Source organism: Glutamicibacter sp. NPDC087673 (assembly GCF_044743255.1).
GTDB lineage: Bacteria > Actinomycetota > Actinomycetes > Actinomycetales > Micrococcaceae > Glutamicibacter.
In genome coordinates this window covers 1-26,333 of record NZ_JBIUWB010000009.1, presented here as the reverse complement: position 1 = coordinate 26,333, position 26,333 = coordinate 1, and the positions used below count along the sequence as shown (strand labels likewise).

General features: G+C 58.3%; 22 protein-coding genes and 1 pseudogene. 10 read left to right on the top strand and 13 right to left on the bottom strand.

The genetic code is table 11. The features are described from left to right. From ACIOTL_RS16950 to ACIOTL_RS16935, 4 genes are all read left to right on the top strand, one after another. A partial coding sequence (locus ACIOTL_RS16950) for a MobC family plasmid mobilization relaxosome protein (RefSeq protein ID WP_400343892.1) occupies positions 1-518 on the top strand: 518 nt, incomplete at its 5' end. Further along, a complete protein-coding gene (locus tag ACIOTL_RS16945; RefSeq protein ID WP_400343889.1) occupies positions 515-2,017 on the top strand; it encodes a relaxase/mobilization nuclease domain-containing protein in 1,503 nt (500 codons plus the stop codon). The genes ACIOTL_RS16950 and ACIOTL_RS16945, both read left to right, overlap by 4 nt. 26 nt (positions 2,018-2,043) lie before the next feature. Then, positions 2,044-2,895, top strand: coding sequence for a hypothetical protein (locus tag ACIOTL_RS16940; protein WP_400343886.1), 852 nt, complete (start codon positions 2,044-2,046; stop codon positions 2,893-2,895). Continuing rightward, positions 2,892-3,338 (top strand): DUF4913 domain-containing protein, encoded by a 447-nt coding sequence (locus ACIOTL_RS16935; RefSeq protein WP_400343883.1) that lies wholly within the window; start codon positions 2,892-2,894, stop codon positions 3,336-3,338. The genes ACIOTL_RS16940 and ACIOTL_RS16935 overlap by 4 nt, the downstream gene beginning before the upstream one ends. Positions 3,339-3,816: 478 nt before the next feature. Here the strand turns inward: ACIOTL_RS16935 and ACIOTL_RS16930 are convergent, their stop codons facing one another. The 3 genes from ACIOTL_RS16930 to ACIOTL_RS16920 all read right to left on the bottom strand — a co-directional run bounded on the left by ACIOTL_RS16930 (position 3,817) and on the right by ACIOTL_RS16920 (position 9,584). Then, the gene (locus ACIOTL_RS16930) at positions 3,817-4,245 is read right to left on the bottom strand and encodes a hypothetical protein (RefSeq protein ID WP_400343880.1); all 429 of its coding nucleotides are present in this window, start codon (positions 4,243-4,245) and stop codon (positions 3,817-3,819) included. 74 nt (positions 4,246-4,319) lie between these two features. After that, a complete protein-coding gene (locus ACIOTL_RS16925; RefSeq protein ID WP_157867178.1) occupies positions 4,320-4,721 on the bottom strand; it encodes a hypothetical protein in 402 nt (133 codons plus the stop codon). Between the two features lie 57 nt (positions 4,722-4,778). Next, entirely contained in the window at positions 4,779-9,584 is a 4,806-nt protein-coding gene (locus ACIOTL_RS16920) for an RHS repeat-associated core domain-containing protein (RefSeq protein ID WP_400343877.1), read from the bottom strand. Between the two features lie 19 nt (positions 9,585-9,603). Between ACIOTL_RS16920 and ACIOTL_RS16915 the strand changes: the two genes are divergently transcribed. Continuing rightward, on the top strand, positions 9,604-9,795 hold the full coding sequence (locus ACIOTL_RS16915) for a hypothetical protein (protein WP_400343874.1): 192 nt from the start codon (positions 9,604-9,606) through the stop codon (positions 9,793-9,795). A gap of 8 nt (positions 9,796-9,803) precedes the next feature. Here ACIOTL_RS16915 and ACIOTL_RS16910 read toward each other — a convergent pair whose 3' ends face one another. The 8 genes from ACIOTL_RS16910 to ACIOTL_RS16875 all read right to left on the bottom strand — a co-directional run bounded on the left by ACIOTL_RS16910 (position 9,804) and on the right by ACIOTL_RS16875 (position 19,843). Beyond that, positions 9,804-11,717, bottom strand: a complete 1,914-nt coding sequence (locus ACIOTL_RS16910; protein ID WP_400343871.1) for a DNRLRE domain-containing protein — start codon at positions 11,715-11,717, stop codon at positions 9,804-9,806. A gap of 356 nt (positions 11,718-12,073) precedes the next feature. Beyond that, positions 12,074-13,795: a type IV secretory system conjugative DNA transfer family protein gene (locus ACIOTL_RS16905; protein WP_400343868.1), complete on the bottom strand. Its 1,722-nt coding sequence runs from the start codon at positions 13,793-13,795 to the stop codon at positions 12,074-12,076. After that, positions 13,795-15,408: a hypothetical protein gene (locus ACIOTL_RS16900; RefSeq protein ID WP_400343865.1), complete on the bottom strand. Its 1,614-nt coding sequence runs from the start codon at positions 15,406-15,408 to the stop codon at positions 13,795-13,797. The genes ACIOTL_RS16905 and ACIOTL_RS16900 overlap by 1 nt, the downstream gene beginning before the upstream one ends. After that, complete coding sequence (locus ACIOTL_RS16895; RefSeq protein WP_400343863.1) at positions 15,408-16,919, bottom strand: SCO6880 family protein; 1,512 nt, start codon at positions 16,917-16,919, stop codon at positions 15,408-15,410. The genes ACIOTL_RS16900 and ACIOTL_RS16895 overlap by 1 nt, the downstream gene beginning before the upstream one ends. A 2-nt stretch (positions 16,920-16,921) precedes the next feature. Beyond that, complete coding sequence (locus tag ACIOTL_RS16890) at positions 16,922-18,364, bottom strand: hypothetical protein (RefSeq protein ID WP_400343860.1); 1,443 nt, start codon at positions 18,362-18,364, stop codon at positions 16,922-16,924. Positions 18,365-18,372: 8 nt separating this feature from the next. Further along, a complete protein-coding gene (locus tag ACIOTL_RS16885; protein WP_400343857.1) occupies positions 18,373-18,792 on the bottom strand; it encodes a hypothetical protein in 420 nt (139 codons plus the stop codon). Positions 18,793-19,129: 337 nt separating this feature from the next. After that, the gene (locus ACIOTL_RS16880; RefSeq protein ID WP_204677755.1) at positions 19,130-19,411 is read right to left on the bottom strand and encodes a hypothetical protein; all 282 of its coding nucleotides are present in this window, start codon (positions 19,409-19,411) and stop codon (positions 19,130-19,132) included. Positions 19,412-19,423: 12 nt separating this feature from the next. Beyond that, positions 19,424-19,843 carry a DUF6668 family protein gene (locus tag ACIOTL_RS16875; protein ID WP_400343854.1) on the bottom strand — a complete coding sequence of 140 codons (420 nt, stop codon included), beginning with the start codon at positions 19,841-19,843 and terminating at the stop codon, positions 19,424-19,426. A 389-nt stretch (positions 19,844-20,232) separates the two neighbouring features. On the opposite strand from ACIOTL_RS16875, the gene ACIOTL_RS16870 reads away from it, so the two are divergent. Genes ACIOTL_RS16870 through ACIOTL_RS16855 form a run of 4 tightly spaced genes read left to right on the top strand, consistent with a single transcriptional unit; the run spans position 20,233 to position 23,661 of the window. After that, the gene (locus ACIOTL_RS16870) at positions 20,233-20,451 is read left to right on the top strand and encodes a helix-turn-helix domain-containing protein (protein ID WP_400343852.1); all 219 of its coding nucleotides are present in this window, start codon (positions 20,233-20,235) and stop codon (positions 20,449-20,451) included. A gap of 28 nt (positions 20,452-20,479) precedes the next feature. Next, positions 20,480-21,958 (top strand): hypothetical protein, encoded by a 1,479-nt coding sequence (locus ACIOTL_RS16865; protein ID WP_400343849.1) that lies wholly within the window; start codon positions 20,480-20,482, stop codon positions 21,956-21,958. Between the two features lie 12 nt (positions 21,959-21,970). Next, positions 21,971-23,101, top strand: coding sequence for a transglycosylase SLT domain-containing protein (locus tag ACIOTL_RS16860; protein ID WP_400343846.1), 1,131 nt, complete (start codon positions 21,971-21,973; stop codon positions 23,099-23,101). Continuing rightward, positions 23,098-23,661, top strand: coding sequence for a hypothetical protein (locus tag ACIOTL_RS16855; protein WP_400343843.1), 564 nt, complete (start codon positions 23,098-23,100; stop codon positions 23,659-23,661). Before ACIOTL_RS16860 ends, ACIOTL_RS16855 begins: the two co-directional genes overlap by 4 nt. A 118-nt stretch (positions 23,662-23,779) precedes the next feature. Here the strand turns inward: ACIOTL_RS16855 and ACIOTL_RS16850 are convergent, their stop codons facing one another. Next, positions 23,780-24,058, bottom strand: coding sequence for a hypothetical protein (locus tag ACIOTL_RS16850; protein WP_400343841.1), 279 nt, complete (start codon positions 24,056-24,058; stop codon positions 23,780-23,782). Between the two features lie 224 nt (positions 24,059-24,282). Continuing rightward, positions 24,283-24,909, bottom strand: a complete 627-nt coding sequence (locus tag ACIOTL_RS16845) for a helicase associated domain-containing protein (RefSeq protein WP_400343838.1) — start codon at positions 24,907-24,909, stop codon at positions 24,283-24,285. Positions 24,910-25,265: 356 nt separating this feature from the next. Here ACIOTL_RS16845 and ACIOTL_RS16840 point away from each other — a divergent pair. Next, positions 25,266-26,238: pseudogene (locus ACIOTL_RS16840) on the top strand (IS3 family transposase); the annotation flags it as partial. Positions 26,239-26,333 lie beyond the last annotated feature (95 nt).

The following is a 26,333-nucleotide window of genomic DNA, read 5'->3' as shown; positions in this document are numbered from 1 at the left end:
CAGGCGGAGCAAGCTATATACTTAGCACGGCTAAGTGGCTCGCATCCTTGATCTTCGATTCTGCGGATGAGACAATTGACCTGTTAGGTCAATTGGTGTTGCACTGGGCTGGAAGGTTGGTTGGCATGACTCGCTTCGATTCTCGCAAGCGTCAGTCGAACGCTGCCGGTGGCCGTTCGGTGCGCCGCGAGGTGAAGCTCACCGTTGACCAGAACTTGGCGTTGCAAGTCATGGCCGATGAGGCTGGCGTGTCGGTGGCTCGTCTTTTGGTGGAATCCACCTTGTCGCAGTCTCGTGGTGAAACTGCTGCCGAGCGCCACGAGCTGATTACCTTGTTGTTCTTGTTGCAACGAGGCCTTGCCGCTGCGGGAAACAACATCAACCAGATCGCCCGAGTTGCAAACACGACCGGTGAAATCAAGGACGATCTGCACGATTCTTTGGAACATCTGCGGGCAACGGTTGCGCGCATAGATGAGGTCTTGGAGTCGTTGAAGATTGCGGGTGATCCAGCATGATCCCCAACGTCACTCGCGGTGGTCGCATGGCCGGTTTGATGAACTACCTGGTTGGCCCTGGTCGTTCCAACGAGCACGAGAACCAGCGGCTCATTGCCGGAGATGATCGCGTGACTTTGGCTTATGCTCCTGGCGCTGAATTGTCGAAGTACGATGCTTTTGAGATTGCCGAGATGCTGGATGCGCCGCGCAAGGTGCACGGCACGGACGTGACCAAGCCGGTGTATGCGAGAGACGAAGAATCCGGCGAGTTCTTGAAGGATGAAAACGGCAAGAAGATCCGCACCGGGTCGAAGGATGCGCACGTGTGGCATTGCTCCTTGGCTGTTGAATCCGGGTACGGTTCAGTGCCCGATGAGCAATGGGAAAAGATCGCGGCATCCTTCGTGGAAAGGATGGGTTTTATTGACCCGGACGGCGCGAAATCTTCGCGCTGGGTTGCGGTACATCACGGCGCATCGAAGAACGGCAACGACCATATTCACGTAGTGGTGTCGATGGTTCGCGAGAACGGAACCAAGGCGAGCGCACACAATGATTTCCACCGCGCCCAGGTCGCGTGCCGCGAGCTGGAAGTAGATTACGGATTGCCTCGGTTGGAGTCCCAGGAACACGGCAAGGGTCTGGCGGGGGAGAAGCCAGCAGAGCGTGCGAGGGCCGAGCGCGGGAACAACGCTTTGTCGGATAAGTTCGAGCTGCGCCGCCGGTTGCGTGCAGCGCTCTCCACAGCGAACAGTGCCGAAGAATATGTGCGCCATGCGCAGGATCTGGGCGTGCGTATTGCTCCGAGTTTCAAGGCCGGATCGAACAGTGAAGTGCGTGGCTATCGGGTGTCGTTGGGCGAACGCGGCAGCGACAACAAAGTGATATGGTACGCGCCGTCAAAGCTGGATTCCACTCTTGCCTGGAATGATATTCACGCCAGGTTCGGGAACAAGGATCGCGTGGCCGGGGATGCCTATTTGGTGTCCTTGCATTCATCGAACCATTCCCGGGAGCACCGCAAGGCAGTAGCTCATCCGGTGTCTGTTCAGCAGTTGGAACGGATGATGAGCCACAAGACCGGGCCGGATACTTTGGCGAACATTTACGCCCGCTTGTCGTTGCAGTTCGAGTGCGGCAAGCCAGCGACGTTCCAGCAGCTTTCCGAGTCTTACGCCCGTGCTGCCCAGGGTGGAGGCAACGTGCGCTACGCCGCGAGACTGAACCAGCGGTTTAAGGTGAGTGGTGGTCATGGTTGGGTGGCTTTGGCGAAGCAAGCTGGTCGTTTAGGCCGCGTCATGATGCAGAATCATATGGCTGCTGATCGGCCTCGTTTTGCTTCGGGTGTCGATCGCTTGATCAATGATGCCGAGAACATTGTGAACGCGGAAATGAAACGTATCCAGGCACAGGAATCGCAGAAAGTGGGTGCGCCGAAGGCACCGCATGTTCCGTACCGAGATTGGAAGGCCGGGGCACGTCCTGGATCGGGTACTGACCAGGGTTACGAACGATAGGCCCAAACCTAACGAGAGGAAGCACCGTGGAAAGCCAAGAAGAATCAGAGATGATGCAGGACTTCGGCGGCATTGTCCGAGCTGTCATGGGATCGGGAATGCAAATGGCCGAGAATGCCCAGCGCCGAGCACAAATGCGGCTGTCCGAGGCCAATGCGGAAACAGAGCGTGAACGCAACGTGGCTCAGATGGTTCACCGAGATTTATCCTCAGCGCAGTTCTGGAAGAGTGCTGGCAGCGAGGCGATTGCCGACAGGATGATTGTGGCCAGTGAACTTGCTGGACGCCATGAGTCAGCTTCCCAGGCGTTCATGGTTGGTGCTGATCGTATCCGCAATCAGTTCGAGATCAACGTGGAGGACATTAACCGGGATCACCCCACGGCGGCGACTGACCGGCACCAAGCCTTGCGTGATGCGCTGGATGACTATCTGGCCGGTCAGCGTGAGAACGCCGAAGGCAACCCGGTAGTAGCTGATCAGGCGCAGGAGAACGAAGAAGCTCACCAAGCAGTGGCTGAGCGAGCAGCAGGTGAAGAACGGGCTGATGAGGCTCACGCTGACGCGGCCGAGCGGCGCGCCGAACAAGAGCCGGTGCTTGGTGGCAAAGAGCAGGGTGAGTCAACTGATAAGTCTGCGGTTCCCGTAGCTCCTGGTCATGCCGATGGGGCAAAACCTGGTTCTGTTGATGCAGCGCAGAACCAGAACAGCCCCGCTGCGCAACGGCTGCTGACGGTGTGGAAAGATAAGGGCGGCAAGGATGCTGATTTTCCGTTGGCTCCAACCACCGCTAACCCGCAGACAGCCATGAAGAACCGCAAGCGAGTCATGGCCGGGGCCGCGTCCGCACGGACTCAGGGACAGGAGCTGTCGCGATGATCGGCATTCCCCCAAATGATGATGAGCTGGATCTGGATGGTGGCGAGGCCAGCGAGCCAGCGTCCCAACAACCAGTGACCGAGCGAGATCCAGAAGAGCGCCCCTTCGTCTATGAGGATGCGGAAAAGTGGCTTCATGGGTATGCTCTACCGCGCTACTTGCGCAAGCATGGCCCCTCAGGGCGAGCCTGGGCACCGAATTGGTATGAATATCCGGAAGCGTATTCGGTGATCACTGCGCTGTGGGAGACATGGGAGCAGATGCGGTGGGACGGCCCACAGCAGATTCTGGTGTTCTATCGGGACTACTTCTATCCGCTGATGGACAGACTCACCGCTCTGGACGGCCCCTTCCATGCTTATGACAAGGTGATGCACCCAGAACTGCCCGAGATGCTCCCTATCTGGGACGCACCGAGCGGGTATTTCCGTTCATCTGTATAGCAGCAGCAAGAAGCTGGCCAGCGAATTTCGCTGGCCAGCTTCTTGCTTTTAATGCCACCTCTTGCGCACATGGTAGGGGGCGTAACCCATGTTTCTTGGCCCACCGGAGAGACAGAAGCGTTGCGCCGCACACATGAGTGGTGTGAACACTCTTTTGATTCTTGCGGTTATTGCTGACTTAGCGGCCTACGTGAGTGATTGGTACCAGGCGGTGGAACTAGCCATCAACGCAAGCAAATACTATTTAGCAATTGCCAGGAACGATATCGGCCGAAATTCATAGAAGCTCGTCGTCCACGGTCTGTACGGATTCAGGGCTTAACACAAACCAGGGTGGAAAGATCTTCTCTCCACCCTGGTTTATTTTGCAGCTTTTCTATCGAACTACCCAAAACTCGGCAAATGGTTTGGTAGAACGAATGCAATTTAGAATCAACTTATAGTTAGAGATCCTCTTAGCGCTCAACCCTGATTGTGGTCAGGCAGTGGAATTAGTCCAAGATTCCAGATCAATTTTCTGCTGCACCAGTTCGCTTTCATCTCCGAAGCTATCAATTAAAACCTTCAATGATTCAAGCGCTTTTTTATGGCCGCGCGAGTCTATCCTTCCAGTAATGCGAATCAATGCGAACGCGGCTGACGAAATGAACACTGCATCATCCAAAGCCTCCTGGCCTTTTAGAGTCTGGCTCCACTCGTCGCTAAGTGGTGCGTCTACTATCTCCAAAAGCTCCTGAACGGTTGTTTCTTCAGAGACCTCGTCTCGATGGTCTTCTGACAAAGAAATTACGTCAAAGCCTTCGTCCGAACCAAACGGTGCGAACTCGTTGGTTAGATCTTCATAGAACTCCGAGGTGAAGTGATTCACATATTCATCATGGGGCGGTGTCAAATTATCGTCATGCATTTATGGCTGTTCCTAAAAGTCAAGAGTGAATCCTCTGTTAAGTTTCGAATCATTGCCTCGCTTGGATCGCGCGATCAATAAACTCTGTCAAAGCCTTTAGCCTTAGCTTTAGAGTCAATATGCGTGAACCAGCTAATGGGTTGAACTGAAAGCCACTCTTCCTCTTCCCCTGGGGCCAAGGAGAAGAAATCCCAGCTCTCACTAATCTCCGGAAAAAGGGTGTATGACCCCGGGCCCGCTGAACGAAGCGTCACTAATACTTCGATCCCAGCAGGGAACATGGAACTCCCAGTATTGCCCTCGACGAGCTTCTTAGTGACCCTCCGAGAAGAAACAACTTTTATGAGAACAGTTGTTCCTTTAGCTGGACCTTCAAGATACTCTCCGTAGAAAATTCGATGTCCCTTTTTGAGCGCTTCAATACTCGGCCCTCGTAAGCCGCTATCGCTCTTTTTACGGAATACTGAAAAACCCATGTTCCCCCAATTGAACTCGTGGATGCGGATAAGCCAACTCGTTACCGGCTTACTCTGTTACTTGCAGTATCTACCTCTGTGCCCTGGTGGACAACTTCCTGCTCGCTTCTTGTATCCAACGATCCGCCCAGTCTCCCAGACTCGTGCATGCTGGTAACTTTGGAACCGGCGATTGATCTTATAACTGCATCGCGTACCCATCCTGCGCTGGCATCTAGAGATCTGCGATATCGGACGTTTGGCGCCAACTCGGCTAATCCCATATTTGTAGACCTTGCTCTTCGATCCCCTGTGGTAGGACATGGTATAGCCGTAGTATTTTTTCTTGTAATACCTCTTCGACTTCCCAGGACGCGCGACGCCGCCCACCCTGACCGCATGCACGGAAGCTCTAGCTGCGGCGCGTGTTACGTTCCTACTCCATGTGTTATGCCATCTACTTGTGGCGCGGTTCCAACTATTCATATAGTTGTTCGAACTTGATCCGTACCCGCTACCATAGCCGCCTCCGCAGCTAATTCTGATGGCAAATCCATACCATTGCGTTCGACATGCTTCACCATCGGTGTCGCTGCTATTAACTGGGTCATCCGGATATTTATAGCTTGTTGTGTTGCCGCCTTCTACTGGGTCACGTCCGGTAAATATCCCAGCATGAGAGTTGTAAAGACGTGCGCCCATCAGGATCAGTCCGCTGGTATCAACAGCTCGCTGATCAGCGCCATGCCAGCCATAAGTCGTCGCACCAGTATTCACTGGTTCGAACAGCTGGTTCCCATACTCGTCATACTGTGCCCACCCGGTGATACCTTGCCCCGCACCGGTGCCAGTGACCGGAACAGTGGCCACCACGTCTCCGTGGGGGTTGCTCAACGCCAGTTCAACGTTATTCTCGGTGATGGTCAGTGCCAGGTCTCCACCGATCGTGGACTCATACCGAGTCGTGATCGTTTGGGTTCCTTGAACACGGCTCGTCCATGCAGGGTTATCCGAATCATCGGCGTAGTGCTTCGTTTCGGTCCCGGCAGCGTTCGTCCCCGTAGAAGTTACCGATAGTCGGCGGCCTTGCGGATCCCGGGCGAAGGTGGAGGTGGTGCCGTTGCGGGTAATGGCTGCAGCAGCATCATCAGCGAAGTACTTCACCGTGATCGCCCCAGCACCAGCCTTCACACCACCAGCAGCTGCTGGCGCATCCGCGGCTGGAAGCGTGGTCTGCCGTCCCAACCCGTCATACACATACCCGGCGCCTACACCGACGCGGTCAGCCGCATCATAGGTCCAGGTCCGCGAAGCAGTCTGGGCTCCGTTGACCGTGGTGGTCAGTGAGGTGCGGTTGCCGTTCTTATCGAACGCATACTTCCGCACCGTCACTGGCGTGACGGCACCTTCAGCAGGGTCAGTATTGACGGTTTCGCCCGGTTGCGCGGTGACATCCTTGACTTCGGTCAGGCGTCCGGCCCGGTCATAGGTGAACATGCGGTCGTAGGTTGCACCCCGGTCACCGGCGGTGGAGGTGCCCGCAAGGACATCACCCTCCGGAGTCGTTTCACCCATGATGCGCCCGGTGGTATCCCGGTTCTGTTCCCACGCGATCCAGGTCCCGTTCGACGCTGTCCCGTCCTCGGCTTTCAGCGGGCCGTCATAGGCCAGTCGGACCTGCTTGCCGGATTCGTCGTAGTCCATCTTCTGGGTGAAGCCGCCCGGGATGCTCTGGGTCAGGATGTTCCCGTCTCCATCATAGGACGCCGTGTAGGTACCGGTTCCCGTCCCCCCATGCTTGGACACGGTCATGCTCGTGACCACGCCCTGGTACTCCGCGGTGCCGTCTGACGAGAGCGCCCCGTACTTGTAGGTCGAGGTGGACACCGGCGAGACGGTCTTGGACACGTTGCCAAATCCGTCGTACTCGGTCGTGGTCGTTTCCCCCAGCGAGTTCGTGTAGGACGTGGTTCGTCCCCACAGATCTTGGGTCCATTTCACCTCGGATTGCGGCAACGTGCCCGAGGCAAGTGCCCGCACGCCGTTCTGTACGCCGGTGGCGTCGTAGAGCTTCTCCACCGGTGGCACCGCGACAGTGGTGATACCGCTGGTAGTGACCGTGGTTTTCAGCTCCTGCCCGTCAGCACGGTAGGTCTGGGTTGTCGTGCGCTTGGCACCATCGGTCCCGGTCGAGGCCTCGGTGAACGTCGCCGGCTGGCCATAGATGTTGAACCCGGTCTGATGCTTCGACACCGAGCCGGCCCCCTTCGGGGTGTTCTTGCAGAGGTATCCCGCAAATTCAGGTTTGCTGCCACAAGCAGCATCAACGGCGTTGGGTCCAGCAGTGTAATAGATGCTCTGAGTGGTGCCGGCGTCTGCTCCTGCCGACTTCGGCTGGCGGGTCTCGATGACGCGGCCCTGGTCGTCATACCTGGTTTCGATCACGATGTTGTTTGTCGTGGGAGATAGGACCTGAGTGACCTTGGTGGGGGTTCCGATCACCCAGCCTGAACGCAAGTTGTTCTTGTCGGTAATCGCCTTTCCGTTCTTATCGACCGTATAGGCGTCATACCCGTTCTCCACCTGGGTGATGATCGGCTCATTCGTGGCAGACATGTCGACGTCGCCGGAATTCGCTTTGGTAGTGACTTCCTTCGTGGCAAGCATCCGCGGCATGCCGCCAGCATCAACATCGCTCAACGCGGTGTAGGTCGTTTTGGTGTGGACGCGGGCTGGCTCATCGTTCTCGTCGGTGGTCACCGGAGAATATGAGTCAGTGACATACCCACGTAAGAATTCCGCGGTAGCCTCATTCTTCGCGATCTCATCTGCTTTGATCACCGGGTCGGTGGCGTTCGTGATCCCGTCGCCGTTCTCATCCACATAGGCCGACAGAGCCGACCAGTAGAAGGACAAGGATGCTTGGTCCATATGTCCGTTGACAATGCCGCCGACAACATTCCCTGGGGTTGCGGCCGAGGCCTGGATCGTGCGCAGGGCCCGCTCATCGTAGGACCGCTCGACATTGCCGTCCTCGTTGAACACGCTGGCGGTGCTCTGCCAGGCGCCAGCAGCGAACGAGGACGTGTTCACGACCCGGTTCTGCGCATCCACATACTGCAGATCCGCATACTTGAAGTCGCTGGCTGCAACCGATCCGGCCTTGGACGATGCGATGCTCTTCCCGGCCCCGAACACTGCGTAACCGGTAACGGGACGCTTGGAACCTTCTTGCTCCCAGAGCTTGACTCGTTCTTCACGCAGGTCCGGCAGGTTGTTTCCATCCCCGACGGGGTTGATCCCGTAGACAAAGCGTGCTGTCTGCACCCGGGAGTTCCCGTCGGTGGGGTTGCCGCGCTCGACCTTTTCCAGCCAATCAGCACGCCCGGAGCCGGTGTTCCCGAGCCCGTAGGAATAGTAGGTCGGGGCATCAACGCGCGTACCCCCACTGGTCTTCTCCTCGGTGGAAGCAATCAGCGGCACGCCAGCGGCCGAGTCGGCAGCATAGGTGTAGGAAGTGACATCCCCTGTGCGGGAATCCTTCACGCTGACCAGTTGTGCATCAGCAGTCGTTCCGTCATACGCGTACTCGGCAATGTTCACAGTCTTCATCGCGCTGACGGCTGGATCCCAGGCGGTGTAGGTGACTTTCGTGATCTTGCCCGAAGTGTCATAGGCCAGGTTGATGCGCCGGCAACCCTTGACGGGGGTGGTCGTGTCGCATGTCAGGTTGGTCTCGGTGCCAGCAACAACCATCGTGGTCTGCCCGGCAGTGTTCGAGACGAACTTGGCTGTGCCCGTGCCGTTGCCGCCGGTGACGGTTTCAGTGATCCACTCGTAGATCTTGGAGTTGCCCTCCAAGATCGCACCACGCTTGAACGTGGTCACTGTGCCGTCTTCCTCGGTGATCTTGATCCGCGCGGAGGTACCAGTGCCGGATAATGCGAGTTTCCATCCCGAAGCACTCGCGTCGTCATTCGCCGCGACATAAGTGCCCGTTTTCAAGGAGACACGGCCGTTGCCTGGTTGGCGGAAGACCGCCGCGGTTTCATCATCATTGATCAAGGTGACGGTGCCATCCAGGGCAGTGGATTCAGCGACCATCAGCCCTGAAAGACCCTCGTCGGGTCCTTCGATATTCACGCGCCAGCCTTTGCCGAAGATGCGGGAGTTCGCGCCGATCCCCGAGTAGGACGAGTAGGAGCGGTTCACGGACAGACCAGTGTTGCCGGCGTCGACTTCGACGTCGGTTTCCGAAAGGTTCAGTTCACCGGTGGTCAGCGCGACCTGTCCGTCTCCGGCTTCGGCAACAGGGTAGTTATCCCCGAAAGCGTGCGGCAGCTTGGTGACCTGGACTGGTTTCTTGGATTTGTTCGTGGTGCACTGCAACTTCGAAGCGGCTGGAGCTCCTGCGTAGTCGAAGCAGACCTGGAGCTCAACCAAGGTCGCCAGGCGGTCTTTACCGAGTTCTTTCAATTTTCCGGCCGGAGCGGCTGCGACGTTGACCATGGTATTGACTTTGACCGGCTGCCCAACAGCGATAGCAGGCAACGTGGCAGCTTCATACCATCCGCTATTCGAACCATAGGTCGTCGTATCAGCGCTGACGCTGTTTGCTTCACGCCAATACACCTTCGGAGTCACCACGCCGGTCGATGAGCTCGGACCTTGGCCAGTGACCTTGAAGGAGTCCGAAGTAGTGGAACCACCGGCAGGAGAAGTCAGCGAAGCAACGCCGTTGCCGAAGGTCCACGTGGTAGTGCCCGAAGTGTTGGTCGCTTTGTCGTTCGCCTTCACCCTCAGGATATTCGCGCCGGTAGGGTTCCATGACAAGGTCGCCTTGCCAGAGGTGGCCGTGACGGTCTTCCAAGGATCATTGTTCAACTGGTAGGAGAATTTGTCGGTGTCAGCGCTGGAAGAGAATGTGAAAGTATTCGAGGTGGGCTTTGTGAACTTCCAGCCGTTGTTCGTAATCCCTCCTGAGGAGGAGATTGAAGGAGCCGACGGCGCTACCGAGTCAACAGTGAAAGTAGTTGACGAACCGGCAGCCTTGGAACGCAGCGAACCGTCATTGGCCCAGGCCTTGACCGTGTAAGTGCCGTTCTAAGCCAAGGAGGCTTTGTACGTGGAGACCTGCTTTGAAGCGACAGTCGTCCCTGCCTTCTTAGCCAGGGTGCTGGTGCCGGACATGTCGAATTCTGCCTTGACGTTACCGCCATCAGGGTCCGTAACTGTCGAACGGAACGTCGAGGTTTTGGACTTCACCCACAGTTTGCCAGCAGAGTCCTTGACTGACTCGCCGGAGTTGAACGAAACACCCGAAGGGGTTCCTGGGTAGGAGTTGTAGGTCACGATGAATTGGGGCTCCACCGGATCATTGGACCCGGTGATGTAGTTCGCTGAGCGGTACCGCTTCCAAGTGTTGTTGTTCGTTTCATCGGCGGCAATCAGTCGAACACCAAAATTCTTGGTGGGGTTATCTGCCCAGTACTGGGCGATCGGCGTGATCGGGTAGTAGACGTACCCGGCAGCACAGCTGGAGGAGTAGCCTTTGGAAATGTTGTTTGAACCCTCGCCGCTGGTTGTCACGCTGGGCTGTGCGGTCCAACGAACATCAGACGAAATCCACGAGGTCGTCACACGCTGCACTTTAATCGGCGACGAAGTGCACGAATAGGAGTGGTAGTTGTGCATCCGCAGCTCGGCCTTGGTGATCTTCTTGCCGTTCAAGGCGGTGGAGGCGAACTGCAGGAATGAGCGGGACTTCAACGAACCACCATTGAACGTGCCAACGCGAAGTTCAGGATCGCCGGCCTTGGATCCGGGGACGTCTGCCTGAACCCACGTATCAGAGACACCGGATGTCCACGTCGGGTCAATCGTGACCGGATACTGGCGCTGCGGGTCCTGCAGCCACTCTTTATCGACGGTTAGCGTGAGTACTGGGACGCCGTCTTCTTCGGTGAGTTCGGTGTCGACGAAACGTTCAGCAGATGGAAGGCCGGAAGCCTCATCGATCTTGGCATCCCACATCGTCGGCGCCGGGGCGAAGAATATGGTCTCGCCCGAGCCATTCACGGCACGCAGATCCCCGGTGTCCTTATCTTTCTTCAGGGTCAGGCCTTTAGAAAGTTGGACCGGGAAACGTAATGAGACATCTCCCTCGGGTGCCTTATCGACCACTGTTCGGTGGGAAAATCCTGACTTCAATGGCTGCACGACGACATCAGCTTCAGCTGACTGTTCCTGCGGAGCTTCCGAAGAGGGTGACTCGACTGGCTCTGCCGATGTTTCTGGTTCCGGATTCGTGCTTGATGACTCTGCCGATGCTTCGCTCGGGGCAACAGTGGATGTTGCATCACTGTTACCGGTAGGCGACTGCGATGGCTTAGCTGTGCCTTCGGCAACTTCAGACTCTTGGGAAAGGGCCTCAGATGATTCAGATTCCTCCGACGGGAGTGGAGTCACCGTTGAAGTTTGCGGTGAGACATCCCCAATGGATTCATCCGTCACTGGTACTTCGACCTGGTCAGAATACTTGGCCTGGTTCTCAGCAATCTCAGGCTGAGGAAGCTCGCCTTCCCAGCCCAGCGTGAGCTTGGCGTTCTGGTGCTCGCCGGTGGCGTCGAGCTCAGCGAGCACGACCGAATCTTGGGTGGGGCCATCGCCGAGCGCGTCCTTGCCGTCAGCGATGGTGAGCTCGGTGCCGTCACCTACGACCGTGGAAGCGGTGTCAGTCAGTTCTCCGTCGGCGCCTAGAGGAATGAACCTGCCTTTTTCTTCTTTGAAGCGGGCTGCTGAGGTCGTTTCGGACGTCCAGGTCCCATCCGGGTTGGCGAACACCTGTTCGGTGGCCGTGCGGAGGGACAAATCTTCGACGCGGTGGCCGGTGGCTTTCGCGGTAATTTGGGCGGACACCCCGTCAGGACGTTCGGTGACGTCCTCCACGGTTTGTGCCGTGTCTTGCGGTTCTTCGTCGGCGAACGCCGATGGGGCGACTAAACCTGAGGCCAGCAACGCACTGGTGCTGGCAATCGCGATAGCAGATAGGATTTTCCTCTTCCCTACTGTGAAATCTGTCCACAGGCGCGCAGAGATATCCCTTCTCAGAAGGTGCACTTCGACCTCTATTTTCGATAAGAAATAAAGCTGACACATAGCCAGCACATAGATTCTGCTATATCCAGCGCGCGCGAATTACCAAAAAGAACGCTTTGGGAAAAAAGTTGCCTAAACGTTATTTACCCAATGATCTTACGAAACGAGAGGTTGAAGGCTGGGGTCAACTTGGGGGAGCATCAGATCTAGTCAATCGATTGATCTGCGAAATTCATTGCAGCATCGAATGAACGGGAACCAACTTCTGCGATTCGTTAGTTCTTCAGCCGCCCCTCGTAATATCTTTGCGAGTCTCGCACATCGTCCCCATAAGGATTGGTCGAGTAGTGCTGTAGCTCGATCAATCCTGCCGGAAGCCCGGAGCTAGTCAGGATTGCCCGCCCCCTGGGCAATGCTGCGAGGTCGGCTACATCCAAGATCTTTTCACGCTGCATCGAGCTAGACACCGACCGACCGTTGCGGCCGCTGGTGCTTGACGAGCGTTTGAGCACGTCGCGTTCCCCGATCACCTGGGCGAGGAACGGCAGGAACTTATCGTCAGATAGGCCAGATCCGGCCACACGGATATTGGCTGCACCCCAGAGCTTGTTCATGCCCTTCTCGCCGTAGGCATCTACGCCTTGGCTATAGGACTGGAAGAACGTCGAAACGACGATACCGCGTGAACCATAGTGGGAATACACATCGGGAAGTTCGCGCCAACGCACCACGTTCGCCGCTTCATCCAACACTGCTGTGAGCGGGGTTTTCAACCGGCCCCCTGGCTGGCTGGCTGCGGTCTTTTCCGCTTCGGTCATGACGGCCATGACTAGCGCTGCGGTGATCGCACGAGCTGATCCGCCGCCTTCCTTGGAGATGAGATACAGAGTGTCTGTTCCGGTAGCCAGCTTGCGATGATCCAATTCGGGGCGATTGGCCCCATTATGGCGAATCCAGGGAATCACCTTGTCGTAGGACAGGACGTTCACCCATGGGCGCATCGTGCCATACACACCGTCACGCTGCTTCGGGGTGAGCTTCTGGATCTGCTCTAGCGAACCGGCCAGGGCGAGGTGGCCTTGGTCTTTGAGCAGGTCGCGGGCGGTGAAATCCTCGGGATCTTGCGCCCAGGCGAATACATCGGTAATCGGGCGTCGGCCCACAGCAGCGGCAAAAAACAGGTGCGAGAGCAGCCGCTTACCGTCAGATTCGAAATACGCGTCCTGCTTCGCGCCTGCGTCGGTGGCCGAGGCCAGGAACACGTCAGCGAGCTTTTCGGCGGTTTCCATGTCGGTGACGAACGATAGGGGGTTCCACCACCAGGAGCGTTCTTCACCGATGATGCCCTGCACGTCGTGAACCCAGACGGTGCCCACGCGGGCGCGTGGGCCACGGGTCATGTCCACAATGTCGCGCTTGTTGGAAGTGGCCAGCACCGGGCCGCCGGTTTCCAGGATCTGTGGGACGCACACGCACGAGGTCTTACCGGCACGTGGCCCCATCAACCAGATCTGCACCCACTCATAAGAAGCGAACAAGGGCTTGCGGTTGTTGACCAGCTTGGCCAAGGGCGAGCCGATCCCGGCTTTCTGGGCACCGAGGCGTTCAGCGTCGGCACGGGCCGCTGGTTCTTCCAGGCTCTTGAAGTCCTTGGCGTGGCCCATTTCCCTGGCAAGGTGATCCACGCGCGAGCTGGTGCCCCGGCTGCGCCGCCACACGATCAGCAGCATCATGAGAACCGAGAGCAACAGCAGCAGGCCCAGGATGAACACGGTGAGCTGGATGCCACCAACCGGCAAATACCCCCGGCCTTGATCCATGAGGATCTGCACCGGATTATTCGATGAGTTCTCCACCTTGGGATCGAGGATCGCCCCAAGCGACCACAACAACACCCCCATGATGCTCAGAGTGAGGATGCTGCCGCCGACCATCCACAGCGCGTCATCGTTTGCTGGCTGATTCTTGCGCCCAGAGCGCGGATCTGAGGAAAACATTATTTGACCATTTCCCAAGCCCGGTTGGTATCGCTGATTTCAAATTCCAGATCGGTCAGCTGCGTGACGAACGGAGTCCCGGGATTCTTGCCGACCTTCATGATGAAGTGACCTGCACCAGGGCGACGGGAAGCCTTGTTGGTTTTCGGATCAACCACGGCTTCACCGGTCCAGTCGGTCATTAACGATTTTTCCTTGGAGGACAGGGCGAACACTTCTTCCAGGTTGCCCATCTCCGAAGGAGCCAAGCCGCCGAGGAACACGAGCGCGGAACGTTCCACGAACCCCCAGGCTGTGGCCGTCAGATGTTCCTTGGATAGCCTGAGGTCGTTCATGGTGTGGGTGATCATGACCTGGCCAATGCCGCGCCCGCGATTCAGGCGCGTGATCGTGTCAATGAAGTGCACCATGTCATCGCTGGCGCGCAGGATGCGCCACAGCTCATCCATGACCAGGAAGTAGGTGCGCCGCTGGCGCTTGCCCGCAGCGGCCAAATGCTGCTCGGCCGAGACGGTGGCTGATCCGAGGTTCCAGCACAAGGACTGCACGGCAGCGACTAGAACACTATCGTTTTCGTTTACGCCGGAAATGTCGAATACCACCGGCACACCGGGGGTGATATGGGCATCCGAAGGCTTGGCGAACATGTCCCCATACGCGCCGGAAGGGCCGAGGTTGATCAACGCGTCCAGCAGCGCTTGAAGGCGCTGGTCGTATTCGTGATCATCATCGTAAGCCAGCACGTTTTGGCGCAGCACCTCGGGCCGGGAGCGGATGAAGTCCACCAGATCCCCGATCAATGGTGCCTCGGTCAGGTTCGGATCAAGTTCATTGATCGCCACCGAAAGGCACGTGGACTCGTGCGGTTTCAGAGGCCGGCCCAGCATCATCGAGGCGATGCCTTCCATGAGCGAGCGGCGGCGGCTGATCATTTCCTGAATTGCAATGTCCCGCGCCTTCTCGTTCTCAATCTCGTTCAGGCTGGCCACCAGCGGCCCCAGATCCAACGGATTCAAATGCCCCTGGCCAGGGGAGAAGGTGATGACCTGCCCACCCAGAGCGCGGATATGCGGCACGTAATCGGGGCGTGAGTCGGCCAGGATCATCGGCACCACGCCCCAGGCTGAGAGCACGGCCAGCAGGCGGTGCACCAGCGAGGTCTTGCCTAGTCCTGGCTGGGCGAGGATGAAGGCGGAAGGGTTGGAAATGATGCCGTTGAGGAACCAGGAAATAGGATCGCCGGTCACGAGCGTGTTGCGCAGCAGATGGCGGCCCAGAGGTGCGCCAATGGTCGGCAATCCGGCACCGTTGACGAAGGGCCAGAACCCGCACACCTGCACCGATGAACCTTGAATCTCCACCGGGTTTTCGATGTAGTTCACCGGCCCGCCGCCACGGCGGTTCCACCCTGCATCGCCTGGAACATAGCGCGATTGGGCGCCCTCAGCCAGCAGTCGGGAAAGCAAGCCTGGTTCCTTGGCTGGCTTGGGTGCTGCCTTCTTCGCAGAGCGTTCCAAACGGGCCACGTCGCGCTTGGATAGCGTGAGGCTGTGGGACTGGGCCAGATCCTCAGGGTTAGGCTGCTGGCGCTTCTTCTGGATCAGCGGAGTCATTAGAACCACGTCTTAATCTCGTCGGGGATCATCATGTGATCAGGCACCACCATGCCCAAAGGCAAGCCAGCCTGGAATGTCACTGCCTGGTTCGCCAACGCCTCGCGTACCCGCAGTTTCGCGTGGGACACCAAGCCGGGAACGGTGCGGTCGAACTTCTTCAGTTCCGCCTCATCCTTGACGCTGATCGTTATGATCAGCCCGAAGCGGGTCAACCCGGAACCCAAGGCTTCTTCCTGGGCGGTTTTCTGCGCTGCCGCCAAACGCTGGCGGGCACGCACCGACACGCGCTGCTGCGAGCCGGAAAACATCGCATCCTTCTGCTCGTTCTCCACCACCGTTGAAGTCTGATCAGCCGGGATCGGACGATACAGCAAGGTCACGCGCTTGCGCAGCGCGCCTTCACTCGGTGCAGTCAAGCGGGCCAGTGAGTTCGACATGAACGCGCCGCGCGGCCCTTCATACATCGTCCACGACTTCGACACCGCCCGGTCGTGCCGGTAGTGATCGAACGCGTCCAAGGCGAAGGACGGCCCCGCATCCTCCCAGGCAAGGCCGGTGCCGCCAGCGGCTTGCGCTTCCTCCACTGCTACAGCGGTGGTCGGGTCGTAGGCAACACGGGTGAAGTCGATGATTTCCTGGGCCGTGTTAGGGCGTACCGCTCCGGCCCCGGTGTTCGCCAGACCGGAAATGATGCCGGGGAGCTTGTTGCCGATTTCCTCGGCCATTTCTTCCATGCCCCGATCCCCGGCCTTCCCATCAAGGCGGCGGCCGTCAAAGGTCAGGGTAATGCGGGCCACGACCTCAGGAGCGGCGGAGTTATCAGTCTGCGCGATACGTTCAACGACACGCTGGGCGAATTCGGGAGCGTCCTCGCGGTGATTATCAGCCAACAGCTTTTGCAGACGCAGGCCCGAGTCCTGGGACGATTCGATGGTGACGGAGGCACCGCGGATTCCTTCATCCAACCCGCGCTGGGTCAGCCAGTTCGCCCAGTGCGCCACCTGGTTATCCACGTCGGCCTGGTCAATGAGGTTATCCCCGTTGGGGAAGCATTCGAGCACCACGGAGTAATTGTGGTGGCCACGGGAGGAGAGGCGGATCAGGCCGAACGGGTTGCCGTAGGAATCCATGGATTCGGTCAAATGCGATTTGGCCATCAGACCGGGCAAGCGCACTTGCCCGTCGGGGATGAACCCGGTGGGGCCGGAAAGGTAAACGTGCTTTTTGGATGCGACTTTCTGCCGCTGCGCTAGACGAAGCATGAGTCTCCCATAGATTGAACGGCCTTGTTTCTTTGTGACCAGCAGCAGCACGGCCCCGAGGATGGTGACCAGGGCGATGATCATTGCGGCCATGATCCACCCGCGCGCTGCGGTGACAATGACGATGAGGACGATGGGCACCAGCATGAGGCTTTGGCCCATCGACAGGCCCAGCAAGCCTGAGCGGCGGGGCACAGTCAGGTTGCCGAAGGTGTTCGGTTCGACCCGGATTTCTGTGGTGGCCATGATTATTCGCCGTCCTCGTCTACGAGCTTGCTGGGATTCGCCCCGTTGGCGATGCCTTTAACATCGCTCATTTTCTGCAGTGCCTCGTTGAGCTTGTTTGGTGCTTTTGCTCCTGAGGGGTCACCGGCAGGTGGGGTGCTTGAGCCTGTGTCTTTTCCGCCGGTGGTTTGGGATGCGTTGCCGGCATCTGAGGAACTGGTCCCCGAAGGAGCGGGGGTAGAGCTAGAAGAAGTAGACCCGGCACCGGTAGATCCCGCACCCGTAGATCCGGTGCTGCTGGAAGTGCCGCCGGCAGATCCAGTGCCGTCACCCGAGGAAGTGCCGCCACCGCTCACAGTGTCCGAAGCACTAGAACCGCCTCCCGTTGTTCCTGCGCCACTGCTGGAACTTCCAGTAACGGCGGAAGACTCAGCACCCTTCCCGGCTGCTGCCGTGGAAGCTGATGTTGAAACTCCTTGCGTCGTTGTTGCAGCGCCCTTACCGGCTGCTGCGGCCGCCGCGCCCGCGCCACCAGTTCCCGCGAGAACTGCGGCGCCGGCTGCGAGGGTGACACCCGCGCCTAAGGCTGCGCCGCCGGAGAACGCGCCAGCGCCGACCCCGGCGGCAGGAACGATGAATTTGATCAACGCGGGCAACGCCAACGCCGCCAACAACAGGATCAACAATGCAATGAGGGTGGCGTGCATCGCCTCCGGCACTGATGGTTCTTGTCCTTCCGGGGTACCGGTCGGTGCGAGAATGCGAAGCCCCAGTGAGTAGATTCCCGCCGCCACCGGCTTAAACAGCAATAGGGCGACCAGCCAGCCGTTGGCTTTACGCCATGCTCGGCGGCCCTGTTCGGAGCCACTGGCCGCAGCCAGCACGACGATGAATGCTGAGAGGATCAGGAACATCACGTCGCGGAAATACATGAACAGTAGATTGATGATGGAACCAAGAAGCAACAGGATATACAGCAAGAAAGCGGTGCCGGGGCTTGCGATGAGGGCCGAGACGGAGGGGAGCATTTGGGTGAGATCCACTTCGCCCCCGGTGGATCGCTGCACGATCCATTTGGAGAACTCGTCCGAAGCCGTCAATAGCACTCCGATGCCGACGGCGTAGGCGGTTGCGGCCAGGATCAGGTTCACGATCGGGGTGGCCAAGCCGATCAGGCTGTTCTTCACATCTTGGGACATGACGAGCTTGATCAGGCCGAGGAAGAATCCCAGGACGGCGAACCCTGCAACGTACCAGGACATGTCTTCTCGAAGGCTGATGACTGCCGCGTTGTTCACGTCTGGACTGGGTGAGTCCATCCAGAATGTGGAGATCTGCGACATGAAGGCCACCGCGCCATCAAACATGGACTTGATGAACTCGGCAATCGCGCTATCAGCAAGGTTTTTTATCCCTTCGCCGCCTTTGCACACCAGATCCCACGGGCGGCATTCCGAATTAGCCACGATTGCACCTACTTCAAATCGGTGTATGCGCTGGGGTCAGTCGTAACGTCCCAGGCGGGCTCACCAGACGAAAGATCTAGACGCCAGTCGTTTGCTTTGGTATCCCACAAAAGATCCACTCGGGTTGAAATATATTGATCCCCGGCTGGACCTATGTATTCAACAGAGGCAGCATCGTCAGAGCTGTTCATGATGCGGTATCCAGAAATTACGGGGTATTCAGAGGTCTGTTCCAGGGCCATCCACTGCTCAAAAAGCTGATCGCGTTCTGGCGATTTGGCCGCGGCATCGATGACGCCTGCCCCTGAAATGTCTAGGAGTAGAGTCAATCCTGCGAAAATTGCGCCAGATGGGGTGTGGCTAAAGCAGCGCCAGAAATCCCCGTCCATCTTTGCTGGCCCATGCTCCTCCGATACCGGTAGCAGCATACCCACAGGGTGCCGTTTCCATTCAGTGTCTGGGGCATCATTCGGGAATGAAGTGTCGGTGCTTAGCGCAGGGCAGTCCCCGGAAGTTGGCTTGGAAGCCGAGGCTGAAGGCGAATCCGAAGGGGAGGACGGGGAAGCAGTCTCAACCGGTACCGACGGGGCAGGAGCGGGCGGAGCTGTTTCTGGTTCAGAGTTGACACGGGGGAAGATGACTAGCCCCGCGACCACAATGACCACGATGAAGGCGAGGATACCGCCCCAGAGTTTCCAGTTTCTGCCTAATGGGTCAGTTTCGGCCATGAGGATCTTCTCTTTCTCTTAGACGGTTCACCGGTGCTTAGACGAAGACGTTGATGATCGTTCCCGCGCTAATTGCCAGGATGCAGACGATCAGCGAGATGACCAGTCCCTTGAACCCGTTGATTTCCCGTCCGGTGAAGGACGCGAACGCCAGGAAACCTGCCGAGGCGAGGAATCCGGCTACGCCGAGCAGGATCACGGCCCACGCGATCCAGTTCAGGATCGTGGTGAAACCTTCGGTGCCTGGTGGCTGTTCTGGGGTTGGGTTGGGGATGCTGGCGGCCAGATCGATACCGAATGCCAGGGTTTGCAGCAACATGTTTTTGCCTCTCTATTTAGTGGGAGTGTTCAGGAGTTTGATGATTCGCTTGATGCGCCCGGGTAACCTGGCCGGATCGGGTGGAGCATCCAGCCAGGGATCCATCCAAGGGATATGGGTGCCTCGGGGAACCATGCGCAACAGGCGCTTGGTGGCCTTTTTGCGGGCATCACTGGTGCGAGGCCCTGCTTCGATCAGTACGAGTGCTGAAAGCTGGGAACCGGTTAGCTGACCGTTAGCCCAGGAGCGGACGAACCTGTCAGCGGCGGACAGTCCGGTGCGGTCGGTGCGAGCGACTGCGATCACCGGAAGAGGCCAGGGGGCTTGAGTTCGTGTACTTTGCGAGAGCGGCCATGCTCTGCCTACGTCCAGGGCGGATTCGCCGAGGAGGGTGCTGAGGGTGGTGGCGCCTGCTCCGCCGTGAAGTCCCATGACGGCCAGGCCTTCGAAGGGACCAATGTCAGTGTGCGGCCACGGGGAAGATGGTGCTTCCAGCGTGGGAGACAATCCTGGTGCAGTGGGTCCGGTGACGATGAATTCATGGCCTAGAAGGTCATCTCGGATGTCATGACCGCTATCAGGCGTCTTATTTGGTCTTGTAGGCGCAAAAGGGTTTGGGATCCCTGACATATGCGGGTTCACCTCAGTAAAGTAATCAACCGTAAGTAGTGATTCGTTATTTACGCTAACTCGCATAGAAAACAGTGTCAATGTTGTAACGCGGTTACATTATGAAAACATGTAAAACATAGTTTTATGGGGAAACATGACGTAACAGGGTTGACGTGGTTTTCGTACTCAAGCACATTTGGAGTGTGACCATGAACGATCCAGAAGCCGTTGAAGATCTCATCGCGGATTTGCCGGAGTGGGCAACGACCGAGGAGATCGCCGACGTGATGCGGGTGAAAGCGCAGACCGTTCTGAAATGGAACAAGGAATACGGCCTGAAGTCGGTGTCTATCGGGTCAAGGGTACGCCGGTACAGGAAGAAAGACGTGCGGGACTTCTTGCTGAAAAGCGATGAGGCCTCCGACTAACCCAAGGAAGCTACGGGTGGCGAAATAGATGACGCTGATCGATCCCCAGAAAGTCCCGGCCTTCCCGGTCTATACGCTGCAAATCAGCGAAGACCGCCAAATGCTGACCCTGGACGGGGCACCGGTCCCCGTGCTCGATGAGGAAGATTTCATCGAGGCAGGGAAAAACGCGGTCATCGCCAAACTCACCACCCACCACTTCGGGGCCGTTCGTGTGCGTGCACTTGACGCGTCCACGAACAGCTCCTGGGACATGATCATCTCCGCTGATGGGGAAGTGCTCGATCTCTCCGCGCAACAGGAAGCCGAACAAGCGAAAATCGAACGCGCGCAGCGCACGAAAAAACACTTGTTCATTGCCGGGGCGAGCACCCTGGCGGTGCTCGCCCTCGGCGGCATCGGCACCGCCGTGGTCATCGCCAACCAGCCCGCAGCCACCGCGCCGGTCTACACCCCGCAAGGGGTCGGGGCTACGCTGCCAGCCGCGCCGCCACCGCAACACGAAGCGACCGCCGCGTGGAGCCACCCCACCCTCGCTGGCGCTACGGTCAACATGATCAGCCCCGACCGGCTGCTCACCGCCGATCCAGTAGGCACCGTCACCGGGCGCAACCCGGACACTGGCCAGCCAGTGTGGCGCGGGGACAAAGCCCCGGAAGACCTGGCCAGCATTCACCAGGGCACCTGGGCCGGCAAACCGGTCTATGCCGCTGCAGAACGCAACGAACTGCGCTTATGGCCGGTAGAGATGCCCTACGACACCCCGAGCGTGGCGCCGACCAGCATCGGGCTGGAACCAGGGCAAACAGCGCGCACCGACACACACACTCCCTACATCGAACTGGGGGACTGGTACATCCGGGTCCCCGATACGGCTGGCACACTGCATGATGTGATGATCCCACCCGGGTCAACCGTGCTGGACGTAGCGGCAGATGGAACCATCACCACCATCAGCGCCACCACCATCTACACCCTGGATAACACCGGAACGATCCTGGGAGAGAAGAACTTCACCGCGCCAGAAGGTGCCACGAAATACCCGGCACGAGTGTGGTCGCTCGATGACACCCATGCCCTACTGGCCTGGGATGACACCGAACGCATCATGGGAGTGCTGAACACCAGCACCGGTTCAATGCTCTTCTCCGGCGCACCACGGGCGATCCCCAACACCACCGAACCCCTGCTGGTGGACAACGAAGCGGAAACCGCAGCTATCGGAACCGTAGGAATCAGCTACGGCGACCAGGCGGCACTCATTGACCTTCCTGCGGCTGATCTGGCGGCAATCCACGGCACCCTGATCTATGCGAACAGCAACAACGGGCCAGTCACCCTGGATCTGGGCAGCTCTGAGGCTGAGCCGAAGACGTGGGCGAACTACCGTGCCGAAGATCCAGCCCCGGCGCTGGTCACCGATGACGCGGTGTATGTGGTGGCAACCCAGCTGGAGAACACCACCGTCTATCGATCCAACAAGACCAGCGACAGCGCGCACCAGTAGGGAGGCCTGGTCATGGAAGAACAGGGTGGAGGAGCCAAAATCGTTCTGGCGATCCTCGGTGTCCTTCTCCTTCTGGTGATCACTCCGATCATTCTGTTCTTGGGTGCCGGGGACAGCGAAGAACCTGACCCCAACGCCCCTTGTGTCATTGAAGGAACCCCCATCGGCAAAGGCAACGACGGAACATCAACGGTGAAAATTCCCGAACAGTACCGGGAAGCCGTGGAGAAGTCCGCCAATACTGCTGGGCTGCCCGTCGGGATCATCGCCGCGCAAATCCAACAAGAATCCGGCTGGAACCCCAAGGCAGTCTCCCCGGTGGGAGCACGAGGCATTGCCCAGTTCATGCCCGGCACTTGGGAGGAATGGGGCAACGGTAAAGATCCGTTCGATCCGTTCGCTAGCCTCGATGCCCAAGGCCGCTACATGAAACATCTCGCCGGAGAAATCGCGGATCTGGCCAGCAACGAGAAAGAAAAAATCCAATTCACCCTGGCCGCCTACAATGCCGGAGCAGGCAACGTCCAGAAATACGGGGGCATCCCGCCCTTCGAGGAAACCCGCCACTACGTGGAAATCATCATGGGCAACGCCCAGATGGACTATTCCTCAACCTGCGAAGCGCCCGGTGGCTTCGACTTCGGTGACTTGCAAGCCGATGAATGGGCACACCCCATGCCCAATTCACGCATGACCTCGCCGTTCGGGCCACGCGCCTGCCCGCTGGCCAGCTGCGCTGGCATGCCGTTCCTCTTGAAACACGAAGGCATCGATCTGGCCGGATCAGACCCCTACTTCTACGCTCCTACGGACATGAAGATCACCTATGCCAGCATCGGGAACATCGACAAGCTCTACGGCTCCTACGGCAACTATATTTTCGCGCAGATGACCGAGCCGCCTTACCTGGTGTTCGAATTTCACGAAGCCCAAGACAACTCCCTGCTGGTGAAAACCGGCGACGTAGTGAAGAAGGGAACCCCGCTGGGCAAGCCAGGAGCTACCGGCAATTCCAGTGGCATCCATGTTCACTTCGAGATCAACAACCCGAAAACCAGCGTGTTTGACCGCCCAGCGATCAACAACGGCACAACTTATGATCCGGTACCGATCCTTCGACAGCAAAAGGTGAACATCCAATGAAACACCCCAAAATCCTGGCCATGGCCCTGGCGGCAGGACTCGTAACAGGCCTAGCCGGATGCACCCCCGCCAGCACCGAGACCGAACCAAGCAGCATCCCGGGCGTTGTCCCCACCACGGCCAGCCCCAGCACGCCGTCATCTAGTGCCAGCCACGAGCACGGGGATGCTGTGGATGATCCAGCCAAAATCGAGCTGGCGAAGCAAGCGGCCACGATCATGACCACCTGGAACCCTAACAAGGACTTCAACCGCACCGCCGCCGAGATGCGCGCCCGAAAGCTCATGACCAGCGAACGGGCCACGCAAGTCATCGCGCCAGAGCGGCCAGCGACCGGTGTCGAATGGCTGACCGCAGCAGAGAAGAAAGCAATCAGCAAGCCCACGGTGAAACTCATGACCGAGCACCACGAGCAAGACACGGTTGCGGTCACCGCCACCTGGCAATGGGTCACCAAGGACGGGGAATCCTGGGCCGGCGAAGGGAAGCAGACGTTCTTCTTCACCTTCAACGACACCGAGCCGTACAAGATCCGCGACTACGTTTCCTCTGTCCGCTAGCCTCGCACCGAAATCGGGGCGCCGCAGCTAAACGACCTTAAAGAAATAGGGATGACGATGCGGATAAACGTTCCCCTGCCATCCTTGCCTTTCCAGGACGACCGGTTGGGGAGCCCTATTAGTAGCTCTTGACCGTTACTGAGAACTTCCAGACGTTCGGGCCAACACGATTCCCGTTGCGATCGGTGTCGTAGTAGATAAAGCACTGGCTCGCTCGCGTCCACGAAGAGTTCATCGTCAAACGCTTGGCGTTGCAAGCATCGAACGTCTTGTAGTCAGTGGGATAGAGATAGGAATATCCAGCCTGGGCCGGCAATGCTGCAACGGTTAGACCTCCAGCAGCAAGCGCCAACGCCGAGGCTGACATAGCGATCCGCATAAGGGTTTTTCTGATCATGGCTCCACCTCCAGAATGTGACAGTACTAAGAGCAGTAGTATAGCCATAGCTTGGATTAAATGGTTGGGTTTTCTCACACCTGCCCGATGTCTTGCCGGAGCTAAGCAGCCAACACGACCACTGTGGGCAGCAGGATATTCGCTAGATCTGCATGCCTTGGGGGCAAACCAGAATTGACTGGATGTGGTGCCGTGGAATCGACTTCCGGCAGTCCGCGGCATGATCAGGAGTAACCTCGCCATCCGGCAAACTCGTGATCCAGGGCATCGCGTCGCCATGCTGCAAGTTTCCCTTCGGTACGACGCTGATGCTGGTTATGCAGCCAGATACCCAAGGAATGTTCCGTTTCAGATGTGTAGGTCCGGTATCGCGGGAACTGGCCGCTTTCTGCAACGAATTCGCGGAGCGCCTCGAAACGCTCGCTCCATCGTTCGTCGAGTTCGCGTTGCCGAGGGTCGATATGCCAATCGGGAACGTCTTGCAGAAGCAGGATTTTAGCTGCAGGCAACTGACTGGATTGGAGCTCTTTGCGTTGTATCGCCAGCCAGTAGTGCAAAGAACGTTCGGCGCGGTCGCCGGTACTGCGCGGAAGCCTTTTGTGCTCAGCGTGGAAGGCTGCTAGTTCGGTAGCCTGACGCCGCCATGTGCTGGAGGGCCTGTTGTTGTTGCGTGCAGCCACTGCAGCTTCGTACTTGGCGCGGAAACCCGGTTCATAGTGATCGCGTCGTCGCAGGTGGTAATGGATGGTGGCAGGACCGCGGTGGCAAAGTTCGGCGATTTCCCGCACCGTGATTCCGGCAAGCAGCAGCTGGTCCCATTCGGGGTGCCTTGAGATGCTCCAGCTGGTCATGGCCTTAAGATACCCTACGCGACGAGCACTGAGGACTGATTCTTGGGATTTGGTGGGGTATTGTAGTCCAGGCTTTTGCATGCCGGTCCCGGCGTGCTTGTATCCTATAGGGGCACCGGTTCTAGTAGGTGCCGTAACCACCGCTAAAAGCGAATGCAGGCTAGCGATACTTACCAAAGTTTTTGAAACTATACCGGTGCTTGTCTCAATGAATGCTCGATCATTCGTTAAATACCCAAACGGTCCTGGTGGGTTTCAGAGAGGACATGTGGGCTGCTCTGGATATTTCGGACAGCGGTACCCCATGAAATGACCCCATGAAATGATGGGGACTACCGAAATGAGGAAGCACCGAAATGTCATCAACACGACGCAGGTTCAGCCAGGAATTCAAGGATGAACTGTGCCGCGAAGTCATCGACTCGTCCAAGCCCATCAAGAACGTCGCCACCGAATACGGCGTGGGCGCCGAGACGCTGCGCAGCTGGCTGAAGAAGTACAAGGAAGCGCACGGCGGTACCGACACCGAGCCGGAACTGAACGTTTCCGAACGGGCCCGGCTCAAGGAACTCGAACGCGAGAATCAGGAGCTGAAGGCCGAGGCCGCGTTCCTAAAAAAGCGGCCGCATACTTCGCACGGGAGCCACGGTAGTGGCGAAGTATGAATTCATTGACTCCTACGCCACCGCCCCAGAAGCTCCGGCGGTGCTGAAGTTGTGCCGATGGCTGGAGATCTCCCGTTCCGGGTTCTATCACTGGCGTTCCCGCCCGGTCTCGGCCACCGCGGCCCGCAGACAGGCGCTGGCGGCACGGGTGCGGCATTTCTTCGAGGAATCCGAGGGAACGTACGGGTACCGCCGGATCCACGCGGATCTGGCCGGTGAGGGCACCGAGTGCTCCCCGGAGCTGGTCCGCCAGATCATGCGGCAGGAGGGCCTGGTACCGTGTCAGCCGCGGCCCTTCAGGACCACCACCCTCGCCGATGCCGCGGCGTCCGCAGCCATGCCCGACCTGGTGAAGCGGGACTTCACCGCGGAGCGTCCGGGCATCAAATTCGTCGGTGACATCACCTACATCCACACCTGGCAGGGTTTCATCTATCTGGCCACGGTCATCGACTGTTATTCGAAGAAGGTCGTCGGCTGGGCGATCGAGGACCATATGCGCGCGGAGCTCGTGGAACGGGCACTGCGCAATGCCGCGGACACGAACCGGATCGAGCCGAACGCGATTTGGCATTCGGACCGGGGAAGCGTTTATACCTCGGCATCCTTCCGCGCCCTGGTCACCGGGCTGGGGATGCGCTCCTCGATGGGGAAAACCGGGATTTCCCTGTTAACCGGCTAATCCACGTTTTATACCCTTGAATTCCCCCGGAAACTCTTGACTTTCCAAAGGATGAGGTCGATGCTCATGTGTCATGA